Raw genomic sequence first — 25714 nt, forward strand, 5'->3', positions numbered from 1 at the left:
AAAAGGATAGAAGAAGTCATAGGTAAAGCCAGCAAACTGGTCTTTAGGCTGTATTGTTAATTTATTTGGTATACTATTAAAAAATAAGATCCTATTTAATAAAATGATAGATTCATGAAAAGAGGAATAGCCATGCTGAAATTATTACCACTAATGCTTGAACGTGTAGGTATTCTTATCATTGCTGCGTTCATCCTCTCGAGAATGAAATCATTCCGGGAGATTATTCATAATGAGCATGGGATTCGGACGAAGACAATCATGATTGCCATCTTTGGAGTGTTTGGCATAATTAGCAACTATACCGGAGTAACAATTAGTCATGGTACGGTTTCTTCTCAGGAATGGTTAATGGAAATGGATGGTGAGAACGCGATTGCCAATACAAGAATTATGGGGGTCACCATTGGCGGATTGTTGGGTGGACCTATTGTAGGGATTGGAGTTGGGCTCATTGCTGGTCTTCATCGGTTAACCTTAGGAGGGTTTACAGCAGTTGCTTGTGCGCTTTCTACAATTTTAGCTGGAATTTTGACTGGATTTCTTAGTAAATACTTTAGTATTCATAAAGAGAATTCCCTGTGGAAAGCAGTGACTTTAGGTGTTGTTATGGAGTGCGGTCAGATGGGAATTATTCTCTTATTAGCGAAGCCCTTTCAAGATGCGCTGCACCTGGTATGGACAATAGCGTTTCCGATGATTGTGATCAATGGATTTGGAACCATGCTGTTTTTGCTTATTATACAGGACATTTTTAAAGAACAGGAACGGACCCGTGCCCTCCAGACTCATAAAGCTTTATATATTGCGAATCAAACGCTTCCATTTTTCCGACAGGGGTTAAATGTAGATTCCTGTAAAAAAGCAGCTGAAATCATCTTAAAATTGACGAATGCAGATGCCATTTCTATCACGGACAATACCCACGTCTTGACACACGTCGGGGTAGGTAGTGATCACCATTTACCATTAAAAAACATAGCAACAGAATTGACGAAAAAGGTTTTGGAGCAGGGGAGAATTTTTGTGGCTAAATCCCCCGAGGAAATTCAATGCTCCCATCATACATGTGTATTGAAGGCCGCGATTGTATTGCCTTTACAAATCCATGAAAAAACAGTTGGTTCATTAAAGCTATATTTTACGGATCCTAGTAAACTTGATCAGGTTGAACAGGAACTTGCAGAAGGTTTGGGAAAACTTTTTTCCGGTCAATTAGAAATGGCAGAACTTGAGATGCAGAGAAGACTTTTGAAGGATGCTGAGATTAAGGCATTGCAAGCTCAGATTCATCCACATTTCTTGTTTAATGCGATTAATACGATTTCAAGTTTAATTCGAACAGATGCAGATAAGGCAAGAAGTTTACTAATTAAATTAAGTACCTTCTTTCGAAGCAATCTTCAGGGAGCAAGGCAAATGTTGATCCCGCTAAAGAAAGAACTTGAGCATGTCGATGCTTACTTAACCATTGAGCAAACTCGCTTCCCAGGTCGCTATCATGTCGAATTTGACATAGATCCAGCTTTACGTAAGGTGCTAATCCCTCCTTTTACATTACAGCCCCTTGTCGAAAACTCCATTCGTTATGCTTTTCCTAAATCCAAAAGTGGGACAGTAAAAGTAAAGGCATTTCAGAAGGAGGGGAATATGGTTTTAGTGACAGAAGATAATGGAATAGGCATCCCACAGGAGCTTCTTAGCTTGCTAGGGAACAAAACCATCAATTCCACCCATGGAACGGGAACCGCTTTATGGAATATCAAAAAAAGAATGAAAGAAATTTACGGGCAATCCGCCTCCTTTCACATTGAAAGTACAGAAAAAAACGGAACAAAGATTTCTATTATTATACCGATAAATCAGCAAAAAGTGGGTGATCCAGGTGTTAAAGGCTTTAATTGTGGATGATGAACCATTAGCCAGAGATGAGCTTGCGTATTTATTGAAACGAACGAAACAAGTTGAAATGATCGGAGAGGCAGATAGTGTTGAATCAGCTTTAAAGATTGTTTCGCAACAAGAGATAGATGTCATTTTTTTAGATATTCAGCTTGCGGATGAAAGTGGACTGGAATTAGCTTCTAGCTTGAACAAGCTTGAGCGTGCCCCGTTGATTGTATTTGCAACTGCATTTGATGAATATGCGTTAAAAGCGTTTGAACTGAATGCTATAGATTATTTGTTAAAACCATTTGAAGAAAAGAGAGTTCAGCAAACCATTGAAAAAATTCTTCATAATCTTGGTAACAAGGTTTCAAAAGCCTCTATTGCAACAAAAAAACAAATATGGATGAATGGTCGTGCTGACCGACTGGCCCTTACAGTTGAGGAAAAAATTGTTCTTCTTGAAATGAAAGAGATTCTCTATCTCATGGCTAGTGAAGGGACAACTACGATTGCTACCGAGAAACAGTCATACAAAGTGAACGAACCGCTTGTCCATTTCGAAAGAAAACTGGAGCATACTTCCATCATCCGAGTTCATCGATCGTATTTAGTGAACATTGAAGGAATTGTGGAGATCGAACCATGGTTTCATTCAACCTACAATTTAATTATGAGAGATGGAGAAAAGGTTCCAGTTAGCCGTACCTATGTGAAAGATTTAAAACAGCTGTTAGGATTTTAAACAGCTGTTTTTTTATTTATAGATGCATAGTGGAACTTATTTTTGCTATTCAAACGATTATTTTTGTCTTTCATCCTTCATTTCCTGCGCTTCATCCTGAAAACTAAATGTGAACGTTTTCTTGAAGTATGATTAAGACAAGATAGCTAAGGAACAGGAGGCTGAATATTAATGAATGCGGTTTCAATTGTCATAGGTTCGATTTGTCTTTTAATCATTGCCTATCGTTTATACGGAACATTCATGGCAGCCAAGGTATTAAAATTGGATGATTCTAAACCAACACCAGCCCATGAATTAAATGATGGAAAAGATTATGTCCCAACAAATAAATGGGTAACATTTGGGCATCATTTTGCGGCTATTGCAGCAGCTGGCCCGCTTGTAGGTCCGATCTTGGCAGCACAATTTGGATATTTGCCTGGCTTATTATGGCTTTTAATTGGGGCAGTGATCGGTGGTGCGGTTCATGATGCTGTTGTCCTTTTTGCATCTATGAGGAAAAAAGGAAAATCTTTGTCCGAGGTGGCAAAAGAAGAGCTCGGCCCGGTAGCAGGTTTTTGTACAGGACTTGCGATGCTTTTTATTATTACCATTACGATGGCGGGTCTTTCAATGGTTGTACTTCACGCCTTAGAACATAATCCTTGGGGAACATTTTCAGTAGGAATTACCATTCCAATAGCCATGTTTGTTGGAATGACTTATAAGAAAACAGGAAATTTAAAACTAACATCGACAATTGGTTTTATTCTTGTTATGGTAGGGGTTTTCGTTGGACCTTCCATCCAAGGAACGGTGTTAGGGGATTGGCTGACTCTTGATGCAAAAACATTAGCACTTATTCTCCCAATTTACGCTTTCTTTGCAGCAGCACTTCCGGTTTGGTTGCTGTTAGCACCAAGGGATTACTTAAGTAGTTTTATGAAAATTGGTGTATTTATTGCTTTAATAGTCGGTGTGTTTATTATCAATCCAACAATTCAAATGCCTGCATTTACAAAATTCACTTCAGGTGGAGGCCCGGTTTTAGCAGGACCAGTTTGGCCGTTTATTTCCATTACCATTGCCTGTGGAGCGATTTCCGGGTTCCATGCCTTCGTCGGCTCCGGAACAACTCCAAAAATGCTTGATCGCTGGTCAGATATTAAGGTTGTAGGATTCGGAGCAATGCTTGTGGAGTGTGTTGTAGGAATCATGGCGTTAGTTGCCGCAACAGCTTTACAGCCGGCAGACTATTTTGCTATTAATTCAACCCCAGAAGTGTTTAAAACTCTAGGGATGCAAGTAGATCAGCTTCCAAAGCTAGCTGAGGAAATTGGGATTAACTTAGAAGGAAGAACTGGCGGAGCTGTAACCTTGGCCGTTGGGATGACTTATATTTTCACATCCATTCCATGGTTTGCAAAGCTATCTTCTTACTTCTTCCAATTCGTTATTATGTTTGAAGCAGTATTTATTTTAACTGCAATTGATTCCGGTACACGTGTAGCACGCTATTTAATCCAAGATTTCTTCGGTGAATTCTATAAACCATTAAAAAGGACGGATTGGTTACCAGGTTCCATTATTGCCAGTGCCGCAGCCTGCTTTATGTGGGGGTATTTGCTCTATTCAGGAGACATCGGGTCAGTCTGGGCACTCTTTGGAGTATCTAATCAATTGATGGCGTCTATTGGACTTATTATTGGCGCAACAGTGATTTTAAAAATTGCCGATAAGCGTCGATATATTCTAACCTGTCTTGTACCGCTTCTATATCTATTTGTAACGGTCAACTATGCAGGATACTGGATGGTAACTAACGTTTATCTTAATCCGGCAGCAGCAGGGTATAGTGTGTTAAATGGAGTTCTATCAATCATCATGCTCATACTTGGGGTAGTTATTCTTGTTTCAGCTATAAAAAAATGGATGGAAATATGGAATTCCCCAAGAACCCAACTTGAAACACATGTAGCATAATAATGAATAAACAAACGATGACCCCAAAGGCTATAAGCCTTTGGGGTTTTCATTTTCCAATTTATTTTTAATAAAATTAAATATTATATTGATATACATAATGACCTTTGTTAAAACTATGTAGTGTTCTTTTTTATGTGATTATGATTTGGTATGATTTACAAATTACTTATTTCGACAAATATATTGATTTTTCGACAAAATCATTATATGATTTCGTTGTTAAATTCAGTAAAAATTATATTTTCTGAAAATTGAAAGAGATAAATCAAGGAGGTTCAATATGAACTTATTTAGAAAGAAGTCGATTCAGGCTTTGATTCAAGAGGCTGGAAATAAAGAGGTTACTCTCAAGAAGGATTTAGGTGCCTTTGATTTAACCATGCTTGGAATTGGAGCCATTGTAGGTACAGGAATTTTTGTTCTTACAGGAGTAGCGGCTGCTATACATGCTGGGCCAGCGTTGATTATATCTTTTATATTATCAGGTTTAGCTTGTATCTTTGCTGCACTTTGCTACGCAGAATTCGCTTCTATCGTTCCAGTTTCCGGAAGTGCTTATACGTATAGCTATGCAATCTTTGGCGAAATCGTTGCCTGGTTATTGGGCTGGGTTTTAATACTCGAATATGGTCTCGCCGCATCTGCGGTAGCCAGCGGTTGGTCAGGCTATTTTCAAGGTTTACTATCAGGATTGGGAATCCATTTACCCAAAGCGATAACTAGTGCATACAATCCAACTGAAGGAACGTTTATTGATGTGCCAGCTATTTTCATACTGGTCCTCATCACATACTTATTAACACAAGGTGCGAAAAAATCTGCCCGTTTCAATACAGTGATGGTCATTATTAAAGTGGCTGTTGTCTTGCTCTTCCTTGGCGTTGGTGTTTGGTATGTGAAACCTGAAAATTGGACTCCATTTATGCCATTTGGTTTCTCTGGTGTGGCGGCTGGAGCGGCAACTGTATTTTTTGCCTATATTGGTTTTGATGCAGTAGCCACTGCAGCAGAAGAGGTGAAAAGACCGCAGCGTGATTTACCGATTGGAATTATTGCTTCTCTGTTAATTTGTACACTTTTATATATTGTCGTATCTGCTGTTCTAACAGGGATCGTTCCTTATACAGATTTAAATGTGAAAAACCCAGTTGCCTTTGCATTAAGTTATATTCATCAGGATTGGGTTGCTGGTTTCATTTCTATAGGGGCTATTGCAGGGATTACAACGGTATTGCTCGTTATGCTATATGGTCAAACTCGTTTATTCTATGCGATTAGCCGTGATGGATTATTGCCAAAGTTTTTTACGAAAGTAAGCAAGAAAAAACAAACACCGGTTGTGAACTCCTGGATTACTTGTCTAATCGTATCGTTTTTCGCTGGAGTTGTGCCTTTAAATAAATTGGCGGAACTTGTCAATATCGGAACGTTATCTGCCTTCATGACGGTTTCAATTGGTATTTTATATTTGAGAAAAAATAATCAAACATTAAATTCTGGATTTAGAGTGCCGCTTGTTCCACTAATTCCAATTTTGGCATTTTTATTCTGTGGCTACTTGGCACTGCAACTCCCAGCACTGACTTGGATTAGCTTTGCTGTTTGGATAGTCATAGGTCTATTGGTCTACTTTGTGTATGGCCGTAAACATTCATCATTAAACCAAATTGAAGAAAAAGTGAAAAAAGTAAGTTAATCCAGAGTGAAAAAAGACCCTATTCTAGGGTCTTTTTTTGTTATAGTACACAATATCAAAATTTGTCGAAAAAACTCGCCTAAATGAAATTTTTTAGTAAAAATTATGATGAAATAATGGTAGAATAGGGGAAGGGTCAGAATGTTAATTTTTTGAGGATAGTTAAGGAATAGGTCAAAGGAGTTATATACATGAAAACTGAAAGTATTATCGGAAAGCTAATATTCGAAGAAAGAAGAGCTAATACTCTTTTTTTATGGCTATTTTATATATTATTTTTAGTCTTTGACCTGCTTTGGTATATTGTTTTACCCCGTTTTTCGAGGTTTGGTGATAAAGAATTTCTTAAAACAGGACTTGGTTACTGTGTATTTGTATTTATGTTTATTTTGTTATTTTTCACTTATAAATTAAATAAAAATGGAAATCCATATAAAGTAAAATATATTTTATTTATAAGTTATATTTTGATTGATGTGACTGATAATGTGTTAAGATATTTTGGAACAACTCTTCAGTTTGCTTCTGGAAATATTGTAGAGCTTTTATTTGTTTTTATGTCACCAATTTTTGTAAATAAAAGGTACTTTTGGACTGTGTCCTTAGGAGTTATTGGGAAATATATATTATTAGGTATTATACTTCACACTGCTGATGTATTAGCACCTATTATTATTTTAAGTATATTAGCAGCAATTGCTTTTATTCTATTAAAGAGATTTAATTCATACGTAGAATCTTTAACATCTGTTCATGAAGAACTTCGTCAAAAAGAGAGGCTTGCAATTATTGGCCAAATGTCTGCTGCTATAGGACATGAGATAAGAAATCCTATGGCATCTTTAAAAGGTTTTATCCAGTTGCAGAGAGAACAGTATCCGAATACAAATGATTATTATTCTATTATGATACAGGAAATTGATCGTATTGATTCAATTATTGATGATTTAATGTATATCGGTAAACCCCGAGTTATTCAATTTAATAAAGGGGATATAAAAGAAATTATTAACTATACTATATCCATTGCAAAACAACAAGATGAAGAAAATAGGATTGTATTTGAAACTAAGATAGAGGATGCAATTCCTGAAATTGATTGTGTCGAAAAAAGGCTAAAGCAGGTACTAATCAACTTAATAAAAAATGCAATAGAGGCAATGCCTGAAGGAGGCAGAATAACTATTTCTGCTGGGGTTTTAGATCGTACAAAAGTTTGGTTAACCATTGAGGATGAAGGAGATGGAATAAAGGAAGAAAATATTGCTAATATTAGCCTTCCATTTTTTACAACAAAAAAAAATGGCACTGGCTTAGGACTGATGGTTTCTGAACAGATTATAAAAGACCATAATGGTAGTATAAAATTTGAGAGTACTGAAAAAAAAGGGACAAAAGTAATAGTTGAACTTCCAATTGTTCAGATCAACAAAAAAATTAATCATTAAATCATTGAAAATTTACAAAAACATTGTTACAAGGTTTATTTATTAATATATAATAAATGAAGGAATAGTTAAAATAAGATAAATTTTATAAAAATAATTCAGGTAATTTTTCCTCTAGAATACCTACATTTAGGAAAAAGGATATGATATTTGGAGGATTTTATGATATCTTATGAAGAGAAGCAAACTATAAAATGGTTTTTAATATTTTTCTATATAATATTTATTGCATATGATTATTTTTTTTATTACCTTCTGCCAGTACATATACTTCATAGGGAGAATGAAGTATCATATGATTATTGGTATATTAATTATATAGTACTAGCAATATTGATACCTATTTCCTATTATTTATATAGAATAGGAAAATACTCATTAATCAAATTTGTTTTTTTTCTTGGATTTTTAACTGCTACCTTTATTACAGATTTAATCACTTACTATGGCAGAGGAGAATCTTATACGAGTGGTAATATGGTCGAAGTGTTTTTGTTTTTATCATTGCCACTTTTTCTCAGTTTAAGTTACTACTGGTTAGTTAGCATAGGGATTGTTTTTAAGTATGTATTTCTCGGTATAATATTGGATAATTCCTATGTTGTAATGCCTGGCATATTAACAATAATATTATCGATTATGTCATTCTTTTTATTAAGCCGTTTTAAGAGATATGTTAAAGCAATTAGCTTATCATACGATAAACAATTAGAAGGAATAGTAAAGGGAGTTATTGCAACTTTAGAATTAAAAGATCCTTATACCAGGGGCCATAGTGAAAGAGTTGCTAATTATGCTTTATTACTTGCTAAGGAAATAGGCAAGCTTACAAAGAAAGAACAAAAATCATTTTATTATGCTTGTTTGCTTCATGATATTGGGAAAATTCATATACCGGATACTATTTTAATGAAGCCTGGCAAACTTACTAAAGAAGAGTATGAAATAATAAAAACACATCCAGTTGTTGGTGAGGAAGCTGTTAAAGATGTTGAAGGTATAAAAAATTATATTAGTGTTATACGTTCACACCATGAACGTTGGGATGGTAAAGGTTATCCAGATCAATTAAAAGGAACAGAGATTCCATTACTTGCAAGGGTAATAGCAATTGCAGATGCATTTGATGCCATGACTTCGTCAAGATCCTACAGAGCTGCATTGCCTGTAGATGAAGCATATAATCGAATAATTGAAGGTAAGGGTTCACAGTTTGACCCATTGCTAGTTGAATCATTTAAAAAAGTATATCCAGCATGGGTTGACTATCATTATAAATATCCTTGGAAAGAAAGGATTGTACTTAAGGAGGTGGAAGGATGAAAATCCGTAAGCTTAAAAAAGTTAAGACAACTTGCTGGTGGTGTGGCTATTTTGGAATCAGACCATGATAAATTATGGATGCTAGCATAAAGCTATGCATCCATGTTTTTTATCTTCTGGCTGTAATAAATGGAAATGGTTGATTATTTATGAGCTGATGGGAGTAAAGGGAACAAAGGATCTTTAAAATTCGGCACATATACTTTTGTTTGTGGTGGATTCAGAGAAGTTGATTAATATCTTTTAATAGTATGGGTTTTAGTATCTCTATTAATTAATAAGTGCTACGGACTATAATGAATAAGTCTGGAGTACAAACCAACACCTAGTAGCACAGTTGTATTTTTAATAGATAATGGTGAAAAAAATGAATCTTACTTTAAAATCTAATATTTCCATAGTCCCAATCAATATCCAAAAAGATAAAAAACATTATATAGTAGAGGACAAGAATTCCGGTGAGTTTTATGAAATGCCGGAGATATGTATTGAAGCTATTCATTTAATGAATGATGGAATGGCATTAGGTGAGATTGAGGAGTTTCTTAAAGGAAAGTACCCTAATGAAGAAGTTGATCTTCTTGATTTTGCAAAGCAATTGATGGAGCTACAATTAATTGCTGAAATTGATGGGGTTAAAATAGATATTCATGAAAAAGGGAAGGAAGAACAAGGATTTCAATGGGTGTCTCCAAAACTAGGAAAATTTTTCTTTAATCAAGTCTCATTGGTCGTGTATTCAATATTTTTCGTGGGTATTATTCTGATGTTCATTCTGGAACCATCCTTGTTTCCACATTATAAAGATTTGTTTATTTTTCATTTATTAGCACTTAATATTCCTGGATGGCTTATTTTATCTTTCATTTTAGTAATGATTCATGAATTTGGACATATTTTAGCGGTTAGATCTTTTAACCTTCCAACGAAATTGGGGATTGGACACCGGTTATTCTTAGTTGTTCTTGAAACAGACATGTCGTCTGTTTGGAAACTACCATCAAAGGATCGGAATGTTTTATTTTTAGCAGGGTTATGTTTTGATACAACGATACTTTTCTTTGTTCTACTTGCTCAGTTAATTTTTTCTGATGGACCATTCATTTTTCTTGGTTTTCTTAAGCTCGCTGCATTGGATATATTCATTCGAATGATTTATCAATGCTGTTTTTATATGAAAACGGATATATATTATGTAATTGAAAATCTTACTGGCTGTTATAATTTGATGGAAAATGCAGAGCAGGTAATAAGAAACAAGCTATCATTTTTTAAGAGTGTCCGTCAAAATGAAGTTGTATTTGATGAAGAAAAAAGAACGGTTCATGTGTATGCCTTATTTTACTTTGTAGGAGTGGGTTTGACACTAACCCTATTCTTCGGATATTTCATCCCGCAAGTTGTGACAGCATTGACAACCATTGATCATTGTTTTTCCTATGGACCGTCATCCTATCATTTTTGGAATGCCGTCTTTTCTACGCTGCAATTACTCATTGGATTACTATTGCTCTTATATTCATTAAGAAAAAAATATATTTTAAAAAGGTTATAGACCTAGAGTGTCTAGTAAGAATGCCTGCTACTGATATGTAATTGTGACAAAACTATGTCAAAATAAGAAATTCTAAGGGTTTTTTCCCCTCAGGATGAGGGATTTCCCCGATATAGATAACACTTCCGTTTTTCTTACAATAAGGGTAAGAAAATGGAAGTGTTATTTTTTTAAGGAGGAAGAAGAGAAAATGCAGGCAACCAATAAAATGCAGATGAATTCTGCATCTACTAAAAAGAGCACCATCAACGATGCCTTTGCATCTAAGTTTGCCAAATCAATGTTTCTAACAGTCTTAGGAATTGCCGTTTTAATGTTTATTGGTACAAGAATGTTTACCCACATTGACTTGAATCTTTATGGATATATGGTGGGAACAATCGTCTTCCTTGGAGGTTTCTTTTATCGATTTATTGCTTGGGGAGAAAGGCCGCCAACGAAAATTATTCTAAAAAAAGGACTCAAGCTTGTTTTTAGTAAAAGAACAGCCAAAACAGCTGTCAGTCATTTAGCGATCTACGATTTCATTAAAAAACGTGGATTTTATCGATGGATGCAGCACGTACTGATTGGTTGGGGATGTATCCTTGCCTGTTTAGTTACTTTCCCGCTTGTGTTTAGCTGGATGTATTTTACGATGGATGACAATGGCTACTACACTGTCGTTGTGATGGGAATGGATTTATTGGAAATTAAGGCTGATGGAATCATTGCTTGGTTCTCATATAATGCCTTAAATATTTCCGCCATCATGGTCATTGCTGGTGTTTGTATGGCATTGTACCGCCGTGCGAAAAACATGCAAGCTAGAGCTGAACAAAAATTTATTTACGATTTAATGCCACTATATTTATTACTTTTTATTTCTATAACTGGACTTTTACTAACGATTCAAAACGTATTTTTACATGGCTGGATGCAGCCGCAAATGTCGCTAATCCACCAGTTTTCAGTCATCCTAACTTTAATCTATTTACCTTTTGGTAAACTGGCCCATATTCCGTTCCGTCCAATGAGCGTATTGGCCAGAAACTATCGTGAACATTATGGAGAGCAAAATATGAAGGCATGTAAAGTGTGCGGAGATCACTTTGTCTCTGTAGAACAATCAAACGATGTCATTCATGTACTTGGAGTCAACCATATCGAATTTAACATGGAAGACGGCTTCAATCTTGCTGAACTGTGCCTTCCATGCCGTAGAAAATACCGGATTTCCCGTTTCTCAGGAGTTCCTACACATCAAGTGAAGGTTAAGGAGGCAAACCAGAATGCAAGAGGTTAATGTAAAACCGAAGAGAGATCAATTTTTTAAAGAAATCGAAAATGTACATCATCCTAATGAAAAGCTTGTAAAAACACATTGTAGTTATTGTGGGATGCAGTGTGGGATGAATTTGCGGGTGGATACAAGAACAAACAAAATTATTGGGGTCGAACCTCGATATGATTGGCCAGTAACAGTTGGAAAAATGTGTCCAAAAGGGGTTACCGCCTATCAACAAACGAATCACCCAGACCGAATTTTACGACCATTAATCCGGGACGATGCATCATTAAAAGGAACAAAAGAAGGGTTCCGTGAAGCTTCCTGGGATGAAGCCTATGATCTAATCGTTAAAAGATTCACTGAGCTTCAAGAAAAGTACGGAAAAGATACACTCTCAGTATTCAGTGGTGTATCCATGACCAATGAAAAATGTTATTTAACAGGAAAATTTGCTCGTGTGGCATTAGGAACGCGTTACATCGACTATAATGGACGTTTTTGTATGTCAAGTGCAGCTGGAGGGTTCCTCCGTTCATTCGGTATTGACCGAGGATCTACACTACCATGGACAGATATTCACGAAACGGATTGCTTATTTATCGCGGGGAGCAACACCGCAGAATGTCACCCAACCTCTATGTTCCGCGTGTGGAATGTCCAGGAACGTGGCGGCTACTTAATTGTTGCTGACCCTCGTGAAACCCCCATTGCTAGAAGAGCTGATATACACTTAGATTTAAGGCCGGGAACAGACTTGGCGTTAGCGAACGGTATTTTAAATCTATTAATTCAAAATGGTTATGTAGACGAAGAATTTGTGAAAAACCATACAAATGGATTTGAAGAAACAAAAGAATTGGTGAAAGAATTTACACCAGAATATACAAGTGAAATTACTGGAATTGCTCAAGAGAAAATTATTAGAGCAGCTGAAATTTACGGAAAAGCTCCGAATGCTGTTGTTATGTTTGCACGTGGGGTTGAGCAGCAGCACAAAGGTGTAGATAATGTTTCGGCTTATACAAATCTGGCATTAGTGACTGGTAAAATTGGCCGTCCGAAATCAGGTGTTGCTACATTCACTGGTCAAGGTAATGGTCAAGGAGGTCGTGAACATGGTCAAAAATCAGACTTGCTACCAGGCTATCGAAAAATCACGAATCCGAAACATGTGGAAGAAGTTTGTAAAGTATGGGGGATAACTCCTGAAGAAATGCCACAGGCGGGTGTTTCAGCTTATGAAATGTTTGAATTAATGGAGCAAAAAACGATTCGTGGATTATACTTGCTTTGCTCGAACCCAGCCGTATCTGCTCCGAATCAGAATTTTGTCCGTAAGGCTTTAAAAAGCTTAGATTTCATGGTATGCGCTGATTTCTATTTATCCGAGTCAGCAGAATTTGCGGATGTAATCCTCCCATCTGTTACCTGGTCAGAAGATGAAGGAACCGTTACGAATCTGGAAGGACGTATTATCAAGATTAACAAAGCGCAGGAGCCACTTGGAGAATCAAAACCGGATTGGTTGATGCAAGTGGAACTAGCTGAACGCCTCGGTAAAGGCAAATATTTCTCTCATTTAAAAACAGCTAAAGATGTAGCGGAGGAATTCCGTTTAGCTTCCAAAGGAGGATATGCAGATTATTACGGAGCCACTTGGGATAAGATTGAAAAGCAAGATGGTGTGTTCTGGCCGTGTCGTGATGAAAATGATCCCGGAACACCACATATGTTCTTGGATAAAAAATTCTATCATCCGGATGGAAAAGCTAAAATTTGTGCCTTGCCATATCGTCCACCAGCAGAAGAGCCGGACGCTGAATATCCTTTGCGTTTAACAACAGGACGTGTAGTTTTCCACTATCTTTCAGGTAACCAAACTCGCCGAATTCAATTCCTTCGCGATATGTGTCCAGAACCATATGTAGAGGTTCACCCTGAAACAGCAGCGAAATATAACATTGAACATGAAGAAGTAGTCCGACTATATACGCGAAGAGGAGAAGCTAAATATAAAGTAAAAATTACTGAAGCGATTCGAAAAGATACCGTCTTTGTTCCGTACCATTTTGGACATGAGGAATCTATTAATCTATTAACTAACGCTGCATTGGATCCAATTTCACGGATGCCGGAGTTTAAGGCATGTGCCGCACAGATCGAGAAATTATCAATGAAGAAGGTGCAATAAAGTGGTAAAAAAGAGGTTATATCTTGAACTTGAAAACTGTATCGGATGCCGCTCTTGTTTGGCTGCCTGTACACAGTGTGGCGGGCATGAACAACGGAACCGCAATTATGTTTACGATGTAAATCCGCTTGTCAATCGTCAAACCATGCCGTTAATGTGCCTTCACTGTGTCAATCCGGCATGTGCAAGGAGTTGTCCAGCTCAGGCGATTCAAATACATGAAACAGGAGCCGTACTTTCCGCTCTCGTGGAAAAATGCATTGGATGCCAAAACTGTACCATTGCTTGTCCATACGGAATACCTAAGTTTGATACAGAACAGAATTTAATGTATAAGTGTGACCTATGTATTGACCGTACAAAAGATGGAATTCCGCCAATGTGTGCAAGTGTATGTCCATCTAATACACTTCAATGGCTAACTGATGAAGAAATTGAAGCGAAACAAAAGCAATTTAATCTTGATAACGGAAAATGGGTTACAAGCATGCCTTATTTAGAAGGCGAGACAAATGTCCGAGTGAATCTCCCTGGAATTCTGCAGGGCGTCACAAAATTGTTCTAGGAGGGATTACCATGAGCGATAAAAATAATAAAATCCCGTTTAACGAAAATAACTATACTCACAATATAAATAGAAATAATGAAAGAAAACTGGACCGCCGCGGCTTTATGAAAACATTGGTCGGAGCAGCGGGTGTGTTCGCCGTTTCTTCTCTCCCTTGGGGAGCCATTGCAGCAAAGGAACTCTCCGGTTTAAGTGACAAAAAGTATCCAAAGAAAAAAATCGCTGACCTAAAGTCAGTGGCAGTTGGGGATGCTGTTGACTTTCATTTCCCTGGAGAACATGACAGTGCGATTCTTATTAGGCTTTCAGAAAAGAAATTTGTTGCCTATCAAAACGCATGTACTCATTTACGCTGTCCAGTTTTCTGGGAAAAAGATAAAGGGGAAATGATATGCCCTTGCCATCACGGCAAATTCGATGTGGAAACAGGTGCTCCAACAGCGGGACCTCCAAGACGCCCGCTGCCGGAGATTCATGTCAAAGTGGAAAATGGAGCTGTTTATGCCGTGGGGGTGAAACGTTATGAAGCGTAGCTATGTCCCTGTAGCTCTTCTTCTTGCTGTTTTAATGTTGAATATTATTTTTACTCAGTATATGGTCCATCAGTATTTTTATCAAAATTATATGAACACCATTATTGCAGCAGTGCTCAATGTCATTTTATTTCCTATTGCCTTTCTCATCTATAAAAAAGGTGTGAATGTCAATGACTAGTGAAACCTATATTGACTTTTGTTTTGTACGGCAAGAGTCAGGTGGATTCGCTGCAGAAATAAATGAACTGTTAACCAATCTTTTCTCCAAAAAGCGCTTGAACTGGTATTTAGAAGAAAAGAAGATTGAAGGAGCGGAAATGGTGATTGCCGAAATTAAAGGGATGAGCGATTGGCAATCAGAAGAAGAAACGATTCAGTTTCTTGAAGAATGTGCAGGAGAGAAATTTTGGGAATATCTTCAAGGCTATAAAATGTTCATCTATCCAGTCAAGAGAGGATGTAATAGCTGTGGGGTTCATTAATGTGGAAGAGTTGAAGGAACAATTTATTGGTGCCCCTGTAGAAATTCAGATTACTGACCAAGAAGGTGGAGATCAAGCTCCGACTGTAAAGAAAATGGTCAAAAAAATTCATCCATGTCCGGATTATACCCATCTTCGTTTTTATTTCGATGATAGAAATTTCCTAGCTGTTCCGCTTTCAAGTCATGTGAGTGAGTCTGATGGACAGTGGTCGGCGATTGATTCAAATAGTGGTTTAACTTATACATTTAAAAAGGTTCAGGTCTTTTAAGAACCTGCCTTTTTTTTATATATATCTGTTAATTTGCTTCATTGATTTTTATAAGTGTTGATGGGATGAAGCTTAATTGAAAATTCAATTCCATTTCCATTGAATTCACAGCCTAGTGAAATACAAGCATTTATAATAATATTAGTAAAGGGGGGAGATTAGAAATGGATTTATTAAAAACGAAGCAGCAGATCAGCTCCTATATCATTGATTCACAGGAAGAAGAAATTAAACGAATCTCGTTAGAACTGCATGAAGGTGTCGGTCAAAATCTTTACAGTATTCTAACAGGATTGCAGTTTGTAGAATCAAGTACGGCAGAGCCACATATGAAAAATTATTTGCGTGAAATGTCCTTGCTGATTAAAAAAACCATTCAAGAAATAAGGCTGCTTTCTGTTGAATTACATCCACCTGCTCTTACCACCCTTGGATTATTGCCTGCTATGAAAAGCTATATTAACTGTTATACTTCTACCTTTGGCATTATCGTTGAAATTGAATCTGAAGGCCCAGAAAGATTGATTCCTGAGAAAAACAGTATCGCCGTATTTAGGGTTTGCCAAGAAGCGTTGGTGAATATTGCTAAATACGCGGACACCTCACATGTGAAAATGAATTTTATTTGGACCGAAAATGAATTAACGATTACCATTCATGATTTTGGAAAGGGATTTCAGCCTGAGGAACAAAATGATTCTATGCGATTATCAGGACTTGCAGCAATGAAGGAAAGAATGCTTCTAATTGGCGGGCAATGCAGAATATCTTCCAAACTAGGAGAAGGAACGTCTATAGAAATTTCTCTTCCATTAAAATAAATCAAAGGAGAGGTCATTTTGATTAAAATCCTTTTGGTTGATGATCATGCTGTTGTAAGAAGCGGCTTAAAAATGCTTTTAAACACAAACCCAGAAATGGAAGTTGTTGGGGAAGCATCAGAAGGAGAGGAAGGCATTAAAAAAGCAATGAAGCTGAAACCAGATGTGGTTGTCATGGATCTAAGCATGCCCCACGGTAAAGATGGACTTTCAGCAACAATGGAATTAAAAAAGCTAATGCCAGAGGTTAATATTCTCATTTTAACAATGCATGATGATGAAGAATATCTTTTTCGTGCGATACAAGGGGGAGCCTCCGGTTGTATATTAAAAAGCGCTCCGCATAATGAATTAATGTCAGCCATTGAATCGGTTGCTAAGGGAGATGCCTATTTGCATCCATCTGCTCAGAAGCGATTAATGGAAGAATATTTAGCCGGTATAAAGCAAGACGGAAATGATACGTATAATCTTTTGTCTGAACGTGAAAAAGAAGTATTAACCCTTATTGCAAAAGGGTATTCAAACAAGGAAATTGCGGAACAACTCGTCATTAGTGTAAAAACGGTAGAGACCCATAAAAGTAAGGTAATGGAGAAACTTCAGTTAAAGACTCGCCCAGAGCTAGTAGAGTATGCTGTCAAAAAGGGATTACTAGGATATAGTATTTGAGGGGAAGGAATTATGTCAGAGATAAAGGAACTGCAGGCAGTTAGGAAAGTATGTGATCAATTGAAAGAGACGCTCGCATGTGATTTTGTCGGACTTGCTATTCAAAACCAAGCGGGCCCGGATGTCAGGTGGCATTATGCCTCGGGTAACCTTAATGATAAATATAAAAGAATTACGGTTCGTTTCGGAAAAGGGGTTGCAGGAAAAATTATTTCTAGTGGCACCCCAATGATGATAACTCACTTTCCCCAAGGTATTGTAGGGAAGGTGACTGATTATCCGATTATGCTAGCTGAAAAACTTGTCTCTACTTATGCGGTTCCTTTATTTTTTAATGCGGTTCCCAAAGGGGTACTACTTGTCGGAAAAAGAGAAAAATACATTTTTTCGGCACAGGAGCAGGAAAAAGTCTTTAAATCCTCTTTAGAGTTGGAACAAATGCTAAAGGAGCATATTTTATGATGCGGGAGTTAGAAAAGGACAAGGAATTAAAGCAAGCAGTAAATGAACTAATAGACTATAAATTTGCGCTTGATGCTTCATCTATTGTAGCAATTACAAATGCTCGAGGAATTATTACTTATGTGAATGATCAATTTTGTTTAATCTCCAAATATTCAAGGGAAGAACTGATTGGACAAGACCACCGAATTGTTAATTCGGGTTACCATTCGAAAGAATTCTTTCGTGAAATGTGGCGGACGATTGGATCTGGAAGTGTTTGGAAGGGGGAAATTCGTAATCAAGCGAAGGACGGAACCTATTATTGGGTAGATACCACAATTGTTCCATTTCTTGATCAGAACGGAAAACCTTATCAATATTTAGCCATTCGTTATGAAATTACTAAAAGAAAACGGGCCGAACAAGAGTTGCAAAAAATGATGACACGTATCATTGATGTTCAAGAGGAAGAGCGCAAACGTTTGTCACGAAACCTGCATGATGGAATTGGCCAGGATTTATATAGCCATTTGATCACGATTAATCGGTTGCTTTCGGAAATGGACCACCCCTTGTTACACCAAATGCAAAAGGAAGCAATGGGACTCATTGAAGAAATTCGAAAAATCTCATGGGAGCTTCGGCCGTCTGTTCTCGATGATCTTGGATTGGTACCGGCCATTCGTTCGTATCTCACGAGGTACTCCGACCATTATAATATTGATGTTTATTTTGACTGTGTTTTAAATCAGCGTCTTGATATCAGTATAGAACTGACCATTTACAGAATTATCCAGGAAGCATTAACAAATATTTGGAAATATGCCGACGTAACCGAAGCCAGTGTAACGGTTAGGGAAATGGATGACGTGGTCCGAGTAATGATTGAGGATAAAGGAAAAGGATTTGATCCAGAATCACATACATCCGGTGTTGGTCTATTTAGCATGGATGAACGGGCTCGTTCAGTTGGCGGGAACTTGACGGTAAATAGTTCTCCGGGAGAAGGTACGAGGATTATTTTAGAGGTACCGATTAATAAACAATTAGACTAAAACCAGGCTTGCCTTGGTTTTTTTTATTGGGTAAGAAAGCTATTTTCGAACTCGAGAACGGTTTGGCAACATAATACCTACTGGATATTATCTAAACGATTCATCAAAATGATAAAGGATTTATTAAGAGGGGTGTGAGAAAAAATTTTTCAAAGGTGGGATAACGAATTAATTCAAGGAGTCAGGAGAGCCAAAAGATCTTTATAAACGAGATGAAAAACTTTTTCAAGTGAGCGTTAGCTAATCATTTTTTTAAGATAGGCTCTGTTAATGTTTAATGTTGATTTTTTCAATAAAATGTTAGGGAACCATCTTTTGGTTCCCCAATTCTCAATAAACCAGTCTATTAGATATTCAATAAAGATGTTTGTTTTATATGTTCATACTCATTGTAATAGTTCTATTTTTGAATCCTAATTTTTCGTACAGTTTAATCGCTTGATTTCCTGCATATACACTTAAGCGAACCTCTGAATATCCATCTTGTTTAAGATGTTCGATACCAGTTTCCATCAATTGTTTTGAAATTCCATTTCCCCTAAATTCCTCTAACACAAACAATTCATAAATAAATCCATATACCTTTTCAGTAAATGGGTCTTTACTTGTTCCTATAAGAATCCAACCTATTAGATTATCGCCTTCAGTTGCTATCAAATAATAGCTTCCTTCCTGTAATAATAGTTCAATAAGTTGTTTGACTTTTTCATCTGACAGTTTTGCTTCGCCTAATGTACCTTCGAATAATGCTTGTGGTGAAAGTGATAAAACCTTTTTATATTCCGAATCGTTTGGTTTTCTAATTTCCATAAATTGAGTTCTCCCCTCCCAGTATTTATAAGCCGATTGCCCGTTAACGACCTTTTTAAGTACTGAACTTAGATAGATGGAGACTTTCAAAAGTTTCTGTCATTTCAAATACAAATTCCTTTGTTCTAATTGTAATTTATAGCAAGAACTTGGTTGGGTTTCAAATATCAACAATGTTCTTTAACAGAGCCTAAAGATAAAAAAACGGACCTAATAGGCCCGTTTGCAACAGATATATGTTTCGATAGTAATTATAATTTAAACGAACTCTTTAATGAAACAATCCGATTAAAGACTAGCTTATCGACCGTCGTATGTTTTGGGTCGACGTTGAAATAGCCGTGACGGAAGAATTGGAATTTATCATGTGGCATACTTTCTTTCATATTCGGTTCAACAAATCCTTGCAGCACTTCGAGTGAATGAGGGTTGATCATATCAAGGAAGGATTTTTCCTCATCCTGATCATCTGCGGATTCATCAAGAATTAATGGCTCATAGAGTCGGAATTCAGCCGGTACGGCATGAGTAGCTTCCACCCAATGGATTGTTCCTTTTACTTTTCTTCCGGTAAAACCAGTGCCGCTCTTGGTTTCTGGATCATACGTACAACGGAGCTCGATAACATTGCCATCTGCATCCTTAATGACTTCTTCACATTTAATAAAATAAGCATGCTTCAAGCGGACTTCGTTACCAGGGAAGAGACGGAAATATTTTTTCGGAGGATTTTCCATAAAGTCATCCCGTTCAATATAAATTTCACGGGAAAATGGAATTTTCCGTACCCCCATTTCCGGATTTTCCGGGTTATTTTCAGCATCTAGCAATTCGATCTGACCTTCTGGGTAATTCGTAATGACGACTTTTAATGGATTAATAACTCCCATTGTTCGAGGTGCTTTTAGTTTTAAATCCTCACGGACAAAATGTTCGAGCATTTGAACATCAACCGTCGCATTGTGCTTGGTAACAGCCGTTTCTTGAATAAAATTACGAATGGATTCTGGGGTAAATCCTCTGCGTCTCATACCGGAAATAGTCGGCATCCGCGGATCATCCCAACCATCAACAATCTTCTCATCGACTAATTGTTTAAGCTTTCGTTTGCTTGTTACCGTATTGGTTAAATTCAAACGGCCAAATTCAATTTGCTGTGGTTTATTTTCCATTTCACAATGTTCAATTACCCAATTATAGAAAGGACGTTGGTCCTCAAATTCAATCGTACAAATGGAGTGAGTAACTCCTTCGATCGCATCCTCGAGCGGATGGGCAAAAGTATACATTGGATAAATGCACCATTTATCTCCAGTGTTATGATGAGTAGTATGTGAAATTCGGTAAATAACAGGGTCGCGTAGATTAATATTTGGTGAAGCCATATCAATTTTGGCTCGAAGTACTTTTTCACCATTGCCGAACTCTCCAGCTCTCATCCGTTCAAATAAATCAAGATTCTCTTCAACGGTCCGGTCACGGTAAGGGCTATTTTTACCAGGCTCAGTTAATGTACCGCGGTATTCACGGATTTCATCAGCACTTAAATCATCTACATAAGCAAGGCCTTTTTTAATTAACAATACCGCTCTCCTGTACATTTCCTCGAAATAATCAGAGGCAAAGCACAGATTGTCCCATTCATAGCCAAGCCATTTTACATCTTCTTTAATCGAATTTACATATTCGATATCTTCTTTTAATGGATTCGTGTCATCAAAGCGAAGATTCGTCTCTCCATTAAATTCATCCGCTAAACTAAAATTAAGAACGATGGATTTGGCATGGCCGATATGTAAATAACCGTTTGGTTCCGGAGGGAAGCGAGTAATAATTTTATTATGCTTACCCGACTCTAAATCTTTTATCATAATATCTTTAATAAAATTAGATGTATGATTCTCCACCTATTTCAACCTCTTTCATCTTAGCTACTACTTATTCATAACATAAATATTAATATTTTTCCATGCTTGTCAGCATTTCATTCGAAAAATCAAGTAAAAAACCAGTGGATTCTATTGTCCACTGGCAGTAAATAATTACGAGACTTTTTCCAACCCACCTTCATTAAGTGCTGCAGGTGTTTGAGTCACTCTGTCCCAAATAAATCCTGCCAAAGCACCAGCAACCGCAGGGACTACCCAGCCAAGGCCGAGATCAGCAAATGGCAGATTGTCCATCCATGATTCTAAGAAGCCAAACTGAAGGCCGAACATTTTTAATCCATCATAAAGGCTGACAATTCCTGTTAGGAGCATAGCTCCAGCATATACCTTTTGCGAGAATCGCTGAAACATAGCTAGTGAAACAAGAACGATCGTTAATGGATAAGCCATGACAAGGAATGGCACAGAAATGGTGATAATTTGGTTTAATCCGAGATTAGCAATCAAAAAGCTAGCTAAAGTGACAATGGTGACAACCGTGTGATAATTGAATTTTGGGTGCATTTTTGAAAAATATTGGCCACAGGCGATGGTCAGCCCGACACAGGTTGTAAAGCAAGCTAATGTAAAGATAAAACCTAATAACATTTTTCCTCCATTTCCTAATAAAATCATGGCTGCAGAAGCAAGTAGATCCGTTCCATTTTCAAATTGGCCATAGGCACCCATTTGTGCTCCTACCAAGCCAATTCCTGCATATACAAGGGCAAGGGCTGCACCTGCCACAAAAGCGGCTTTTACGGTATATGCAGTCAATTGTTTTTGATCAGTTACCCCTTTTTGTTGAATTGTTGTTAAAATAACAATGCCAAATGCTAGTGCGGCTAAGGCATCCATAGTGGAATACCCATCAATAAAACCTTTAAAGAAAGAAGCCGTTTGATACGTTTCATTTGGTGCCTGTAAAGGTTTGTCCAATTTGAAAAAGGCAACGACACAAACAGTAACAATGGATAGTAATAAGGCTGGGGTAATGATGTGCCCCATATAATTAACCACTTTTGAAGGGTTTAAGCTTAACAATAATACTAACAAGAAAAATACAGCTGAGAAACCAAGCAATAATAAAGGCTGATGGATTGTATCGTTTTCTAAAAACGGTCGAACTCCCATTTCAAAAGCCACGTTTGCATTTCGCGGAATCCCAAAGAATGGTCCAATGGATAAATAGACCATAATGGTAAAAGCTGCTCCAAACCAAGGATGAACTTTATTTCCAAGGGCATTGCCCCCATCTTTTACGATGGCAATTGCTGAAATAACTAATAGAGGCAGTCCCACGCCTGTTATAATAAATCCAATGATCGCTGGCCAAAACGACGTCCCAGCTCCCATTCCTAAAAATGGTGGAAAAATTAAGTTTCCGGCACCAAAAAACATGGAAAATAGCATTAATCCAACAAAAAATGTGTCTTTTTTAGTCATTGTTCTCTCTCCTTTTCTCACCCTTTTTAGAAATACAAAAAAGCTCGTCCCCATATAGGGACGAGCTTGCTCGCGTTACCACCCTACTTCCGCAAATTAATAATGAATTGCGGCTCTCATCAACGTACCATCATACGCGTCCTAGATTAACGGCAGGCAGTCCGGCTAAGGCTTACTGAGTGAGTTCAGCCTAGCATCTCAGAGATGATTTTCACTTGTGTCCTGACACCGGCTTTCACCAACCGCCGGCTCTCTGTAGTGCAAGAATAACAAGCTACTCTTCTCGTCATCGATTTTTGTTTTTTCTAAAAAATTGGAATTTAAAAATTTATAATAATTATACTATACTATAATTGTTTTTCAAGTGTTTTTTTTTAAAAGGCTCTAATTTATTTAAATGAGTACAAGTATTTGGTAAAGTGGTATTGTAATGTTGGGAGTTAGATTATGATTGTTAAGGTCAGATTTGAATATGAAGAGGATATAGATTATATGGTTTGTCCTGCAAAAGTAGGAAGAAATATTAATCAATTACAAAAGGATTTTTTTAAATGGTTATATAACAGAGAAAACAATCATCCTTATTGGGAAGTTGTTGAAGAAGATGAAGAAGGAAATATTATCTATGGTGTTTGTTATGGTACAGATGCTTTTATTTATTGGCTAAATAAAGTGAGATTTACTAAAGGCAAAAGTGTTGCAAGGGTAATAGAAGTTCCAAAGGTTCCACCTAAAAAAAACAATTACGTTCTAATAAATTAGGGAAACTTTCAATTAGTCGAAGTTTCCCCATATTATTTATATAAAATCAACAATAAAGATGAACAGAGACTAAATAAAATAATGTAATCATTTATGAATTTGTCATGACATAAGTTAGCTAACATTGGTATTTGCTCATATCTCCAATGAACGGTGCATATTCCAGAAAACTCAAGAAAAAAGGGGCTGTCTAAAAAGTCCATTTAAGAGAAAAATGAACCCAAATTAAAAACCCAAGAATGTTGATTTAACAGCATTCTTGGGTTTTGCTTTTATAAAGATTTCGGCTGAATTACCACTTTCCGGACAGCCCCTTTTTATATACTTGACATTAACGCTAAATAACTGGCAATGATCGAAAGGATCCCCATAGTGAAGGCGAGGAATTTTGGTGCCTTTTTTATATAACTAAAAAAGATAAAAAGCAAGCAAATGATGGCACAAAAGAATAAAGCATAGGATGGAAGGCTTGGGGTAAGTTGGATCGGAAAGTCCATTTCCCCTCCATGAAAATATTGAAACAATGGTGAAATGCCTTCTTCTTTAATCGTTGTTTCAATATTATGGGGAGGTGCTTGTTGTCCGAGCGTCCCCGTTATGGCAAAAATCAATAAAATAAACACACTTTCCAGCCTTGCCCAAGGAAGTGGATTAAAGCCCGGGTCTTTTTTGAATCTATTTCTCGTTAAAATGCTATTAATAAAAGCAAAAACTAAAAGAGGGACAATCGCTAAATGTTTGATCAATAATGTTTGTCCGAAAGATAAAGACCAACTGTTAACATAATCTCCTTCTCTTATCATAAATGACATTAAATGAAATCCTGTAAAGGCAACGATCACAAAACATATAATAGCAAGGGGTGTAAACCACTTTAAAAACTTCTCCCAGTTAGTAGAGTTCTTTGCAAACCAGCTAACAACGGCCAGAATACCTACCCAAATACAAACGGCTAATAAATGAGTGGAGTGGGTTAATGAACCTTCCCATTTTGAAAGAGAGCTCGCATGGCTGGCCCAGCCTGTTAAGCCAATTAGGATCAAAGTAAACAGAAGTCCCTGAAGGGCAAAAATTGGCTTGCGATCAAGTTTGACAGGGATTAGAAAGATGAACAAGAGAACCGAAACAATTCCTATGCGAACCCACGATTTTCCGACTTCAAATTGGAATAGAACGGATTGGATGGTTGAGCCCCATCCTAAATCTTTGTATAAATAAAGAATAATTTTTAAGACTGGAACAAATGAAAGAAAAGCAACTCCAAGAGTTGCTGCAGACTGTCGACAAAATCCTTTTTTAAAGGATTTTGTCGACATTTTTTGTATAATTATGTCATAGAATATCGAGGTGATATTGAAATGCTTACTAAAAATACACAAGTAAATCGAGATCAATTAGAAATGATTACTTTAGACCAGCTGGTTCCTGAAAATCACTTGGTTCGTAAGATAGAAGCTGCTATTGATTTTTCATTTATATATAAATTAGTTGAGAATATGTATTCATCTGAACGTGGTCGTCCAAGTATTGACCCTGTTGTATTAATTAAGATGGCTTTTATTCAATATACCTTCGGTATTCGCTCTATGCGCAAAACTATTGAAGAAATTGAAACAAACCTTGCTTATCGTTGGTTCTTAGGTTTTGGGTTTCATGATAAAGTCCCCCACTTCTCAACCTTCGGAAAAAACTATGAAAGACGTTTCAAGGATACAGATCTATTTCAAAAAATCTTCTACCGCATTCTAAAAGAAGCTTCTGATAAAAAGTTGATTAGTGCTGAACATGTATTTATTGATTCTACGCATGTTAAAGCAAGTGCAAATAAACGTAAAT

General features: G+C 36.9%; 24 protein-coding genes and 1 other annotated feature. Of the genes, 20 read left to right on the top strand and 4 right to left on the bottom strand.

The genetic code is table 11. From position 1 onward, the window contains the following. Positions 1–132: 132 nt before the first annotated feature. The 18 genes from G4Z05_RS06590 (at position 133) to G4Z05_RS06675 (ending at position 18932) form a co-directional block, all read left to right on the top strand. The gene (locus G4Z05_RS06590) at positions 133–1911 is read left to right on the top strand and encodes a sensor histidine kinase (protein WP_163251081.1); all 1779 of its coding nucleotides are present in this window, start codon (positions 133–135) and stop codon (positions 1909–1911) included. Then, positions 1886–2632: a LytR/AlgR family response regulator transcription factor gene (locus G4Z05_RS06595; protein WP_163251082.1), complete on the top strand. Its 747-nt coding sequence runs from the start codon at positions 1886–1888 to the stop codon at positions 2630–2632. Before G4Z05_RS06590 ends, G4Z05_RS06595 begins: the two co-directional genes overlap by 26 nt. Before the next feature lie 171 nt (positions 2633–2803). Further along, positions 2804–4597: a carbon starvation protein CstA gene (gene cstA, locus G4Z05_RS06600; protein WP_163251083.1), complete on the top strand. Its 1794-nt coding sequence runs from the start codon at positions 2804–2806 to the stop codon at positions 4595–4597. A 283-nt stretch (positions 4598–4880) separates the two neighbouring features. After that, positions 4881–6296, top strand: a complete 1416-nt coding sequence (locus G4Z05_RS06605) for a branched-chain amino acid transporter BcaP (RefSeq protein ID WP_163251084.1) — start codon at positions 4881–4883, stop codon at positions 6294–6296. 191 nt (positions 6297–6487) lie between these two features. After that, a complete protein-coding gene (locus tag G4Z05_RS06610) occupies positions 6488–7744 on the top strand; it encodes an ATP-binding protein (RefSeq protein ID WP_163251085.1) in 1257 nt (418 codons plus the stop codon). Positions 7745–7906: 162 nt separating this feature from the next. Continuing rightward, positions 7907–9067 carry an HD-GYP domain-containing protein gene (locus tag G4Z05_RS06615; protein ID WP_163251086.1) on the top strand — a complete coding sequence of 387 codons (1161 nt, stop codon included), beginning with the start codon at positions 7907–7909 and terminating at the stop codon, positions 9065–9067. A gap of 367 nt (positions 9068–9434) precedes the next feature. Beyond that, positions 9435–10622 (top strand): zinc metalloprotease, encoded by a 1188-nt coding sequence (locus G4Z05_RS06620; protein ID WP_163251087.1) that lies wholly within the window; start codon positions 9435–9437, stop codon positions 10620–10622. 190 nt (positions 10623–10812) lie between these two features. Continuing rightward, the gene (locus tag G4Z05_RS06625; RefSeq protein ID WP_395534237.1) at positions 10813–11907 is read left to right on the top strand and encodes a hypothetical protein; all 1095 of its coding nucleotides are present in this window, start codon (positions 10813–10815) and stop codon (positions 11905–11907) included. Next, positions 11894–14083, top strand: a complete 2190-nt coding sequence (locus G4Z05_RS06630; RefSeq protein WP_163251088.1) for a molybdopterin oxidoreductase family protein — start codon at positions 11894–11896, stop codon at positions 14081–14083. The genes G4Z05_RS06625 and G4Z05_RS06630 overlap by 14 nt, the downstream gene beginning before the upstream one ends. A gap of 1 nt (position 14084) precedes the next feature. Then, on the top strand, positions 14085–14648 hold the full coding sequence (locus G4Z05_RS06635) for a 4Fe-4S dicluster domain-containing protein (protein WP_038539580.1): 564 nt from the start codon (positions 14085–14087) through the stop codon (positions 14646–14648). Between the two features lie 11 nt (positions 14649–14659). Beyond that, a complete protein-coding gene (locus G4Z05_RS06640) occupies positions 14660–15184 on the top strand; it encodes a Rieske 2Fe-2S domain-containing protein (protein ID WP_163251089.1) in 525 nt (174 codons plus the stop codon). Continuing rightward, positions 15174–15365, top strand: coding sequence for a hypothetical protein (locus G4Z05_RS06645; protein WP_163251090.1), 192 nt, complete (start codon positions 15174–15176; stop codon positions 15363–15365). Before G4Z05_RS06640 ends, G4Z05_RS06645 begins: the two co-directional genes overlap by 11 nt. Continuing rightward, a complete protein-coding gene (locus tag G4Z05_RS06650) occupies positions 15358–15669 on the top strand; it encodes a hypothetical protein (RefSeq protein ID WP_163251091.1) in 312 nt (103 codons plus the stop codon). The genes G4Z05_RS06645 and G4Z05_RS06650 overlap by 8 nt, the downstream gene beginning before the upstream one ends. Beyond that, positions 15656–15940, top strand: coding sequence for a hypothetical protein (locus G4Z05_RS06655; RefSeq protein ID WP_327989910.1), 285 nt, complete (start codon positions 15656–15658; stop codon positions 15938–15940). The genes G4Z05_RS06650 and G4Z05_RS06655 overlap by 14 nt, the downstream gene beginning before the upstream one ends. Positions 15941–16104: 164 nt before the next feature. After that, on the top strand, positions 16105–16761 hold the full coding sequence (locus G4Z05_RS06660) for a sensor histidine kinase (protein ID WP_163251092.1): 657 nt from the start codon (positions 16105–16107) through the stop codon (positions 16759–16761). Positions 16762–16779: 18 nt separating this feature from the next. After that, the gene (locus tag G4Z05_RS06665) at positions 16780–17433 is read left to right on the top strand and encodes a response regulator (RefSeq protein WP_163251093.1); all 654 of its coding nucleotides are present in this window, start codon (positions 16780–16782) and stop codon (positions 17431–17433) included. A gap of 12 nt (positions 17434–17445) precedes the next feature. Beyond that, positions 17446–17895 carry a GAF domain-containing protein gene (locus G4Z05_RS06670; protein WP_163251094.1) on the top strand — a complete coding sequence of 150 codons (450 nt, stop codon included), beginning with the start codon at positions 17446–17448 and terminating at the stop codon, positions 17893–17895. Further along, complete coding sequence (locus tag G4Z05_RS06675; RefSeq protein WP_240465332.1) at positions 17892–18932, top strand: sensor histidine kinase; 1041 nt, start codon at positions 17892–17894, stop codon at positions 18930–18932. Before G4Z05_RS06670 ends, G4Z05_RS06675 begins: the two co-directional genes overlap by 4 nt. A 372-nt stretch (positions 18933–19304) precedes the next feature. On the opposite strand, the gene G4Z05_RS06680 is transcribed toward G4Z05_RS06675, so the two are convergent. The 3 genes from G4Z05_RS06680 to brnQ form a co-directional block, all read right to left on the bottom strand. Next, positions 19305–19742: a GNAT family N-acetyltransferase gene (locus tag G4Z05_RS06680; protein ID WP_038539605.1), complete on the bottom strand. Its 438-nt coding sequence runs from the start codon at positions 19740–19742 to the stop codon at positions 19305–19307. 251 nt (positions 19743–19993) lie between these two features. Then, a complete protein-coding gene (locus G4Z05_RS06685) occupies positions 19994–21649 on the bottom strand; it encodes a glutamine--tRNA ligase/YqeY domain fusion protein (protein ID WP_038539607.1) in 1656 nt (551 codons plus the stop codon). Positions 21650–21784: 135 nt separating this feature from the next. Further along, positions 21785–23116: a branched-chain amino acid transport system II carrier protein gene (gene brnQ, locus G4Z05_RS06690; RefSeq protein WP_038539610.1), complete on the bottom strand. Its 1332-nt coding sequence runs from the start codon at positions 23114–23116 to the stop codon at positions 21785–21787. A gap of 53 nt (positions 23117–23169) precedes the next feature. Further along, positions 23170–23415 (bottom strand) — a binding site (T-box leader). Between the two features lie 148 nt (positions 23416–23563). Here brnQ and G4Z05_RS06695 point away from each other — a divergent pair. Further along, positions 23564–23878, top strand: coding sequence for a hypothetical protein (locus tag G4Z05_RS06695; protein WP_163251095.1), 315 nt, complete (start codon positions 23564–23566; stop codon positions 23876–23878). A gap of 317 nt (positions 23879–24195) precedes the next feature. Here the strand turns inward: G4Z05_RS06695 and G4Z05_RS06700 are convergent, their stop codons facing one another. After that, positions 24196–25194, bottom strand: a complete 999-nt coding sequence (locus tag G4Z05_RS06700; RefSeq protein WP_163251096.1) for a copper resistance D family protein — start codon at positions 25192–25194, stop codon at positions 24196–24198. Positions 25195–25236: 42 nt separating this feature from the next. Between G4Z05_RS06700 and G4Z05_RS06705 the strand changes: the two genes are divergently transcribed. Further along, positions 25237–25714: transposase (locus G4Z05_RS06705; RefSeq protein WP_205597402.1), on the top strand; the 478-nt coding region annotated here is incomplete at its 3' end.

The organism is Neobacillus thermocopriae (assembly GCF_010975035.1).
Lineage (GTDB): Bacteria > Bacillota > Bacilli > Bacillales > Cytobacillaceae > Neobacillus > Neobacillus thermocopriae.